Source organism: Variovorax sp. P4_D9 (genome assembly GCF_056401695.1).
The window spans coordinates 1-6586 of record NZ_JBFUIU010000516.1 but is presented as its reverse complement, the minus strand read 5'-3'; the positions used below and the strand labels follow the sequence as shown (position 1 = coordinate 6586).

General features: G+C 67.4%; 8 protein-coding genes. 1 reads left to right on the top strand and 7 read right to left on the bottom strand.

Annotation, left to right across the window (positions count from 1 at the left end):
- Both AC1DY5_RS37250 and AC1DY5_RS37245 read right to left on the bottom strand, forming a co-directional pair.
- A partial coding sequence (locus AC1DY5_RS37250; RefSeq protein WP_478119497.1) for a 4-hydroxylaminobenzoate lyase occupies nt 1-376 on the bottom strand: 376 nt, incomplete at its 3' end.
- 6 nt (nt 377-382) lie between these two features.
- Nucleotides 383-1330 carry a tripartite tricarboxylate transporter substrate-binding protein gene (locus tag AC1DY5_RS37245; protein ID WP_478119496.1) on the bottom strand — a complete coding sequence of 316 codons (948 nt, stop codon included), beginning with the start codon at nt 1328-1330 and terminating at the stop codon, nt 383-385.
- A 166-nt stretch (nt 1331-1496) separates the two neighbouring features.
- Between AC1DY5_RS37245 and AC1DY5_RS37240 the strand changes: the two genes are divergently transcribed.
- Nucleotides 1497-2483 (top strand): LysR family transcriptional regulator, encoded by a 987-nt coding sequence (locus tag AC1DY5_RS37240; protein WP_478119495.1) that lies wholly within the window; start codon nt 1497-1499, stop codon nt 2481-2483.
- Nucleotides 2484-2514: 31 nt separating this feature from the next.
- Here AC1DY5_RS37240 and AC1DY5_RS37235 read toward each other — a convergent pair whose 3' ends face one another.
- The 5 genes from AC1DY5_RS37235 to AC1DY5_RS37215 all read right to left on the bottom strand — a co-directional run.
- On the bottom strand, nt 2515-3234 hold the full coding sequence (locus tag AC1DY5_RS37235) for an ABC transporter ATP-binding protein (RefSeq protein ID WP_478119494.1): 720 nt from the start codon (nt 3232-3234) through the stop codon (nt 2515-2517).
- Nucleotides 3227-3988 carry an ABC transporter ATP-binding protein gene (locus AC1DY5_RS37230; protein WP_478119493.1) on the bottom strand — a complete coding sequence of 254 codons (762 nt, stop codon included), beginning with the start codon at nt 3986-3988 and terminating at the stop codon, nt 3227-3229. Before AC1DY5_RS37230 ends, AC1DY5_RS37235 begins: the two co-directional genes overlap by 8 nt.
- Complete coding sequence (locus AC1DY5_RS37225) at nt 3985-4947, bottom strand: branched-chain amino acid ABC transporter permease (protein WP_478119492.1); 963 nt, start codon at nt 4945-4947, stop codon at nt 3985-3987. Before AC1DY5_RS37225 ends, AC1DY5_RS37230 begins: the two co-directional genes overlap by 4 nt.
- The gene (locus AC1DY5_RS37220; protein ID WP_478119491.1) at nt 4944-5804 is read right to left on the bottom strand and encodes a branched-chain amino acid ABC transporter permease; all 861 of its coding nucleotides are present in this window, start codon (nt 5802-5804) and stop codon (nt 4944-4946) included. Before AC1DY5_RS37220 ends, AC1DY5_RS37225 begins: the two co-directional genes overlap by 4 nt.
- 37 nt (nt 5805-5841) lie before the next feature.
- Nucleotides 5842-6586, bottom strand: a 745-nt coding sequence (locus AC1DY5_RS37215; RefSeq protein WP_478119490.1) for an ABC transporter substrate-binding protein, incomplete at its 5' end; no start/stop codon positions are given.

The window sequence follows — 6586 nt, the reverse complement described above, 5'->3', positions numbered from 1 at the left end:
GGATCACCATGTTGAACTCGCCGTAGGGGTGCGCGTGGTATTGCCCGCGATAGCTGTTCTCCGGGTTGCCCTGACTGTTGTCGGTGCTGTCCATGTAGACGGYCGTGATGCTGAAATGACGGGTGCGCTCGGAGGGCGTCTCGATGCGGCTGCGGCGGTAGATGCGGCCGTCGAGTTCGACGTTGGCTGCCCAGCCATCCTCGACCCCCTTCTTCACCAGCCGCGCGAGCGTCCGGTAGAGCTCGCTGTCGGGCCCGTAGGTCCGGTTCAGCCAACGCTCGGTTTCCGTTCCCGCCGTCATGTCTTTCACTTCTTCGAGGAAGGGGATGCTGCGTTCGATCAGCGCTTCCCGGTCTTGGTTCGATTGATTCGTCATCACCGTTCAATCCTCCGAGCGGAAGCCCGAAGCGCGGACCACCGGTCCCCAGGCCTCGCGCTCGCGTTGGATCTGCATGGCGTATTCCTGCGGCGCCAAGGTATAGGGCTCAAGTCCGACCTGCGCGGCCGACGCGCGCAGCGCCGGGTCCTTGCTGGCTGCCACGATGGCTTCGTGAAGCGCCTTGATGATCGCCGCGGGCGTGCCCGGCGGCGCGAAGACGCCGTAGTTCTCGCCACCCCGGATGTTCGGGAACCCCTGCTCGGCAAAGGTGGGGACGGCGGGCATGAAGGTCGAGCGCGATTCGCCCGCCACGCCGAGGATCCGGATCCTGCCCTGCTGCATGTAGGGAAGGAAGTCGGCKACGAAGCCGAAGTAGGCGGGGATCTGTCCGCCGATGAGGTCTTGCATGGCGGGAGCGGAGCCGCGGTAGCCGATGTGCTGCAGCTTCAGGCCGGCCGACTCGGACAGCTGGAAGCCGAGGAAGTGGGCCACAGACCCGGCCGCCGGCGACGCATAGGTCGCACTTCCCGGCGAGCCGCGAACCCAGGCCGCGTAGTCGCCCAGGGTCTTGACCGAGGCCGGCACCGCGCTGCTCACGGCAAAGGCACAGGTGGCCGCCACCAGGGGCGAGACCGGCACGAAGTCGGTCGCCGCGTCATACATGAGGCGGGTGTACACGTGCGGGTAGATGGTCAGGGCCGAGGCGTGCGTGCACAGTAGCGTGCTGGCGTCGGGACGTTCCCGCTTGAGCTGGCTGTTGGCGATGCGGCCAGCGGCGCCCACGCGGTTGTCGACGATGTACAGCCGGCCCGTCTTGCGCCAGGCCTCGGCCAACTGCCGCGCGGTGGTGTCCAGCGTGCCGCCGGCAGGGTAGCCGACCAGCAGCTTTCCGGTCGTCCCGCCGGTCTGCGCCAGGGCAGGCGACAGCCAGGCGGCGGCCGGGACGGCCATTGCGATGCGCGTGAATGCGCGACGAGAGAGAGAGTCCAATTTCGCACCTCGAATCTGTTGGTTGTACACGGGGCAGGCACAATGATGGTCGTCCACTGAGTTGAATGGAACTGGTGTTCCTGCAAGATCAAAATGCACGAGGTTCAACTCATACGGGAGCCCCAAGGTGAGCATCGGTCGCACGGATCTCAATCTCTTGAAGGTGTTCGACGCGGTCTACGAGGACCGCAACCTGGTGCTTGCCGGCCGACGGCTGAACCTGAGCCAGTCGGCCGTCAGCCACGCCTTGACCCGGCTGCGCGAGTTGGTCGGGGACGACCTGTTCCTGCGCACCGGCAAAGGCTTGGCGCCCACCAGCCGCGCCATCGCCATGGCGCCCGCGCTGCGCGATTCCTTGCGCCGCATCGAAGCCACGCTGGGCGTGGAGCCGTTCTCTCCCGGGCAGTCGAACCGTCGCTTCGTCATCGCGGCCAACGACCACGTCACCGCCGTCATCGTCGCGCCTCTGTCGCGCGAGCTGCGAATGGCCGCGCCGGGTGTGGACCTGGTGATCCGGCCTTCCACGCGACTGGACCTGGCGGAGCAGATAGACCTCGGCCGCATCGATCTGGCCATCGGGATCTTCGCCCAGATACCCGCACGGCTGAACTCGTGCACCCTGCTGACTCAGGGCGAGGCCATCCTGATGCGCAAGGGCCACCCCGCCTCGCGCCGGAAGCTGACCCTTGGCGATTTCGCGAGGTACCCGCTCGTGACCGTTTCGGTCGGCGGCCAGGAAGAAGGCGCGATCGAAGGATTCATCGTCGAGCGCGGTCTGGCGCGCCAGTCGGAGATGTTCGATCGCCATGCCTTGGAGGAGGCACTGGGCGCTATCGAGCAGGCGCCACGCCTTCGCGTGACCGTGCCGCATTCACTCGCGATCCCGGCGCTGCTGCGCGAGAGCGACATGCTGTCCGTCGTTCCCACTTCGCTGGCCAAGGCGCTCACCCGGACCGGCGAGCTGCTGCTGCGCGTGCCTCCCTACCGCTCCGGAGCGGCGACGACGCGCGCCGTCTGGCACCGGCGCAACGATCATGACGCCGCGCATGGGTGGCTTCGGGACCGGGTGGCGGCCGCCGCCGACCAGGTGGGGCACAAAGAGGGATCGCGTTGAGGCGCAGGGTCAGCGGCAACGCGCCACCTCGTCAGACCGGCACTTCGGCGATGCCGACACCGAGCAGCCCTTCGAGCAGGGCGGCATCGCCGGCCAGCCCGGCGCTCGGCCCGGCATGCACGACCGTGCCGCGCTCCAGGACGATCGCCTGGTGGGTCATCTCGAGGGCCAGCACCGGGTGCTGCTCGACCACGATCGACGCCAGGCCCTCGCTCTCGCACAACTGGCGGATCGAGCGGGCCAACTCCTCGACGATGATCGGTGCCAGTCCCTCCATCGGCTCGTCGAGCAGCAGCAGCTTCGGGTTGGTCATCAGGGCGCGGCCGATGGCCAGCATCTGCTGCTCGCCGCCGGACAACTGGTTGCCGTAGTTGCCGCGCCGCTCGCGCAGCCGCGGAAAGAACTGGTAGACCCGCTGCAGGTTCCAGGGGCCGGGCCGGCCGATCACGCTCAGGTTCTCCTCGACCGTGAGCGACGGGAACACCTCGCGTTCCTGCGGCACCCAGCCGAGCCCGGCGCGCACGCGGCGGTGAGGCGGCCAACGCGTGATGTTCTCGCCGCACCAGCGCAGCGCGCCGCGCATCACGCGGGTGTTGCCCATCAGCGTTTCGAGCAGGGTGGTCTTGCCGACGCCGTTGCGCCCAAGGATGGCGAGACTCTGGCCTTCGGCCAGCGAGAAACTCAGCCGATCGAGCACCACGGCGTTACCGTAGCCGGCCACCACCCGGTTGAAGGCGAGCATCTCAGACATGGGCGGCTCCCGAGTGGCCGAGATAGACCTCGCGCACCCGCGGGTCGTTGCCGATCTCGCCGGGGCTTCCCTCGGTCAGGATCTGGCCGGCGACCAGCACCGAGATCCGGCGCGAAAAGCGAAAGACGAGATTCATGTCGTGTTCGATGAACAGCACGCTGATGTCCTGCGGCAGGTCCGCGATGACTTCGAAGAGTTCGCCGCTCTCGTCCTCGGGCACGCCGGCGGCGGGCTCGTCGAGCAGCAGGATGCGGGGCTTGGCGGCCATGGCGAGCGCGATCTCGAGCAGGCGCTGCTTGCCGTAGGCAAGTTCGGCCACCGGCACGTCGGCCAGCGCGTCGAGCTTGAGGCGGCCGAGCAGGGCATGGGCCTCGTCGAACGCCGCCTTGTTGCGCTTGAGCGGGCGCCACCAGACCGCGCCCAGGCCCTCGCGCTCGCAGATCGCGAGCACCACCGACAGCAGCGGCGTGAGGCTGGGGAACAGCGTGTTGATCTGGAAGGTGCGCGCCAGCCCCATGCGGGCGCGCTTGTCGGCGCTGAGCGTGGTGAGCTCGCGCTCCCCCATGTGGATCGTTCCGTGGGTGGGCCGGAAGACGCCCGTCAGCAGGTTGATCAGCGTGGTCTTGCCGGCGCCGTTAGGGCCAATCAGAGCCTGGCGGGCGCCGGGCTCGAGCGTCAGGTTGACATCGTCGACTGCGCGGAAGGCGCCGAAGGAGATGCCGAGACCGCGGGTGCGAAGTGCGGCGCTGCTCATGACGGCCTCCCGGTCTTCACCAGGCGCGACAACGCGCCCATGATTCCGCCGCGGCCCAGCATGACGGCGGCGATCAGGAAGATGCCGAGCCAGAACATCCAGTACTGCGGATTGAGATCGGCGAACCAGTCATGCACCAGCATGTAGACGATCGCGCCGATCATGCCGCCGTACAGCCGGCCGGTGCCGCCGAGCACGAGGATGATCAGCACTTCGGCCGAGCGGTTGAAGCCGATCGACTCGATGCCGACGAACTGCGTGGTCTGGGCCAACAGCGCGCCCGCGATGCCGGCGACGCCGGCCGACAGCGCATAGGCCATGCGCAGGCGCGCCTCGACCGGCGAGCCGATCGCCAGCATGCGCTTGCGGCTGTCGTGGATGCCGCGCAGCATGAGGCCGAAGGGCGAGCGCAGCACCAGCCGCACCCCCATGAACACCACCAGCACCACGCCGTAGGCATAGGCGAAGGCGGTCTTGCCGAACAGGTCGAAGTCGAACAGCCCGAGCACCGGCGATATCGCGACGCCCTGCAGGCCGTCGGTGCCGCCGGTGATGGACGACAGCCGGTTGACCAGCTCGGCCAGYAGCACGCAGACGCCTATCGTGATCATGAGCCGCGTGAGGTCGGCGCCGCGCACGATCAGGTAGCTCAGCAGGTAGCCCAGTGCGGCGCACACCACGAGCGCGAACAAGAGCCCGCTGAAGGGTTCGCTCCAGCCATGCTTGGCCAGCAGCCCGGCCGCATAGGCACCGGCGCCGAAAAAGGCCGCGTGGCCCACGGTGAGGATGCCCGCGTAGCCGAGCGCCATGTCCAGCGAGACCGCGAACAGTCCGAAGATCATGATCTGGCTCATCAGCGTGAGCTTGTCGGGCAAAAGGAAGAAGCTGGCGGCCAGCAGCAGCCAGAACGCCACTTCGACCGCGCGCAGGCGGGAAGGCGAAACGACGATCGCTTTCATGCAATTCCCTTGCGCGGGATGATGCCGTTGGGCCGGGCCAGCAACATGATGATCATGACGACATAGATGAGGAATGCGCCGGCTTCCGGCAGGTAGTACTTGCCCGCGACATCGACGATGCCTATCAGCAGCGCGGCCACGAAGGGGCCGGTGATGGTGCCGGCGCCGCCGACGCAGACCACGATCAGGAAGTAGACGAGGTACTTGAGCGGGAACGAGGGCTCGAGCCCGAGCATCCCGAGGCTCAGCGCGCCGCCCAGGCCGGCCAGGCCGCAGCCCAGCGAGAAGGTCAGGAAGAACAGCCGCTGCACGTGGATCCCGGTGCCGCCGGCGACGCGCTGGTTGTCGACCGCGGCCCGCACCATGGCGCCGTAGCGCGTCTTGCCGAGCACCAGCAGCAGGCTGGTCAGCACCGCCACGCCGCACAGGATCAGGAACAGCCGATAGCGGCCTACCTCCAGCCCCAGCAGCGAGGCCCGGCCGTCCAGCGCCGGCGGCAGCTGGAAGGCCTGCATCGTCGGGCCGAAGAACCAGGTGAAGACCGCGACCGAGACGAACACGATGCCGATCGACAGCAGCACCTGGTCGAGGGGATGGGCCCGGTAGAGCCGCCGGTAGAAGCAGAACTCGAGCACCGCGCCGACCAGCGCCGCGGCGACAAAGGCCGCCGCCAGCGACGGAAAGAAGCCGACGCCGAAGTGGTTCATCAAAACGCTCGCGGCGTAGCCGCCCACCATCGCGAAGGTGCCGTGCGCGAGGTTGACGAAGTTCATGAGGCCCATCGTGATGGACAGGCCCACCCCGATGAGGAACAGGAGCATGCCGTAGGCCACTCCGTCGAAGATCACGATTCCCATGGATTCCCCGTTGCTGCCGGCGCGTTGCGCTGGCGGATTACTGACTTTCCTTGGCCGGGTCCTTGACGCGCTCGAACTTGTCGAACTCGACGTTCACGAGCTCGCCCTTCACGCGCTCGGTCTTGCGGATATAGACCGTCTGCACGATGTCGCGCGTGGCCGGGTCGATTGAGATCGGGCCGCGCGGGCTCTCGAAGCTCAGGCCCTTGAGTGCGTCCATGAACTTGTCGCCCGAGACATCGCCCTTGGTCTTGGCCAAGGCGAGATCGATGGCGGCCATCGTGTCGTAGGCCGTCACGGCGAAGTAGCTCGGGCGCAGCTTGCTGCCGAACTCGGCCGCGAAGTCCTTCACGAACTTCTGGTTCTTCGGCGACGGATGCGCGTACGAATAGTGATGGCTGGTGAGCAGGCCCAGTGCCACGTCGCCGGTGGCGTCGAGATAGCTGTCGTCGGTCGCTTCGCCGGTGGCGTAGAGCTTGATGCCGGCTTGTTCCATGCCACGCTCCTTCCAGACCTTGAGGAAGGCCGGCGGCATCACGCCCGAGGGAAAGAAGAAGAACACCGCCTGCGGCTTGGCGTCCTTGATGCGCTGCACGTAGGCGGAGAAGTCGGGGTTGTTCATCGGCGTGCGGACTTCGCCGACCACCTTGCCGCCCTCGGCCGTGAAGGCCTTCTTGAAGGCGGTCTCGGCATCGACGCCCGAGGCATAGTCGGCGACCACCGTGTAGGCTTCCTTCACGCCCTGCCTGGCCATCCAGCGCGCCATCGGGTCGGTGAACTGC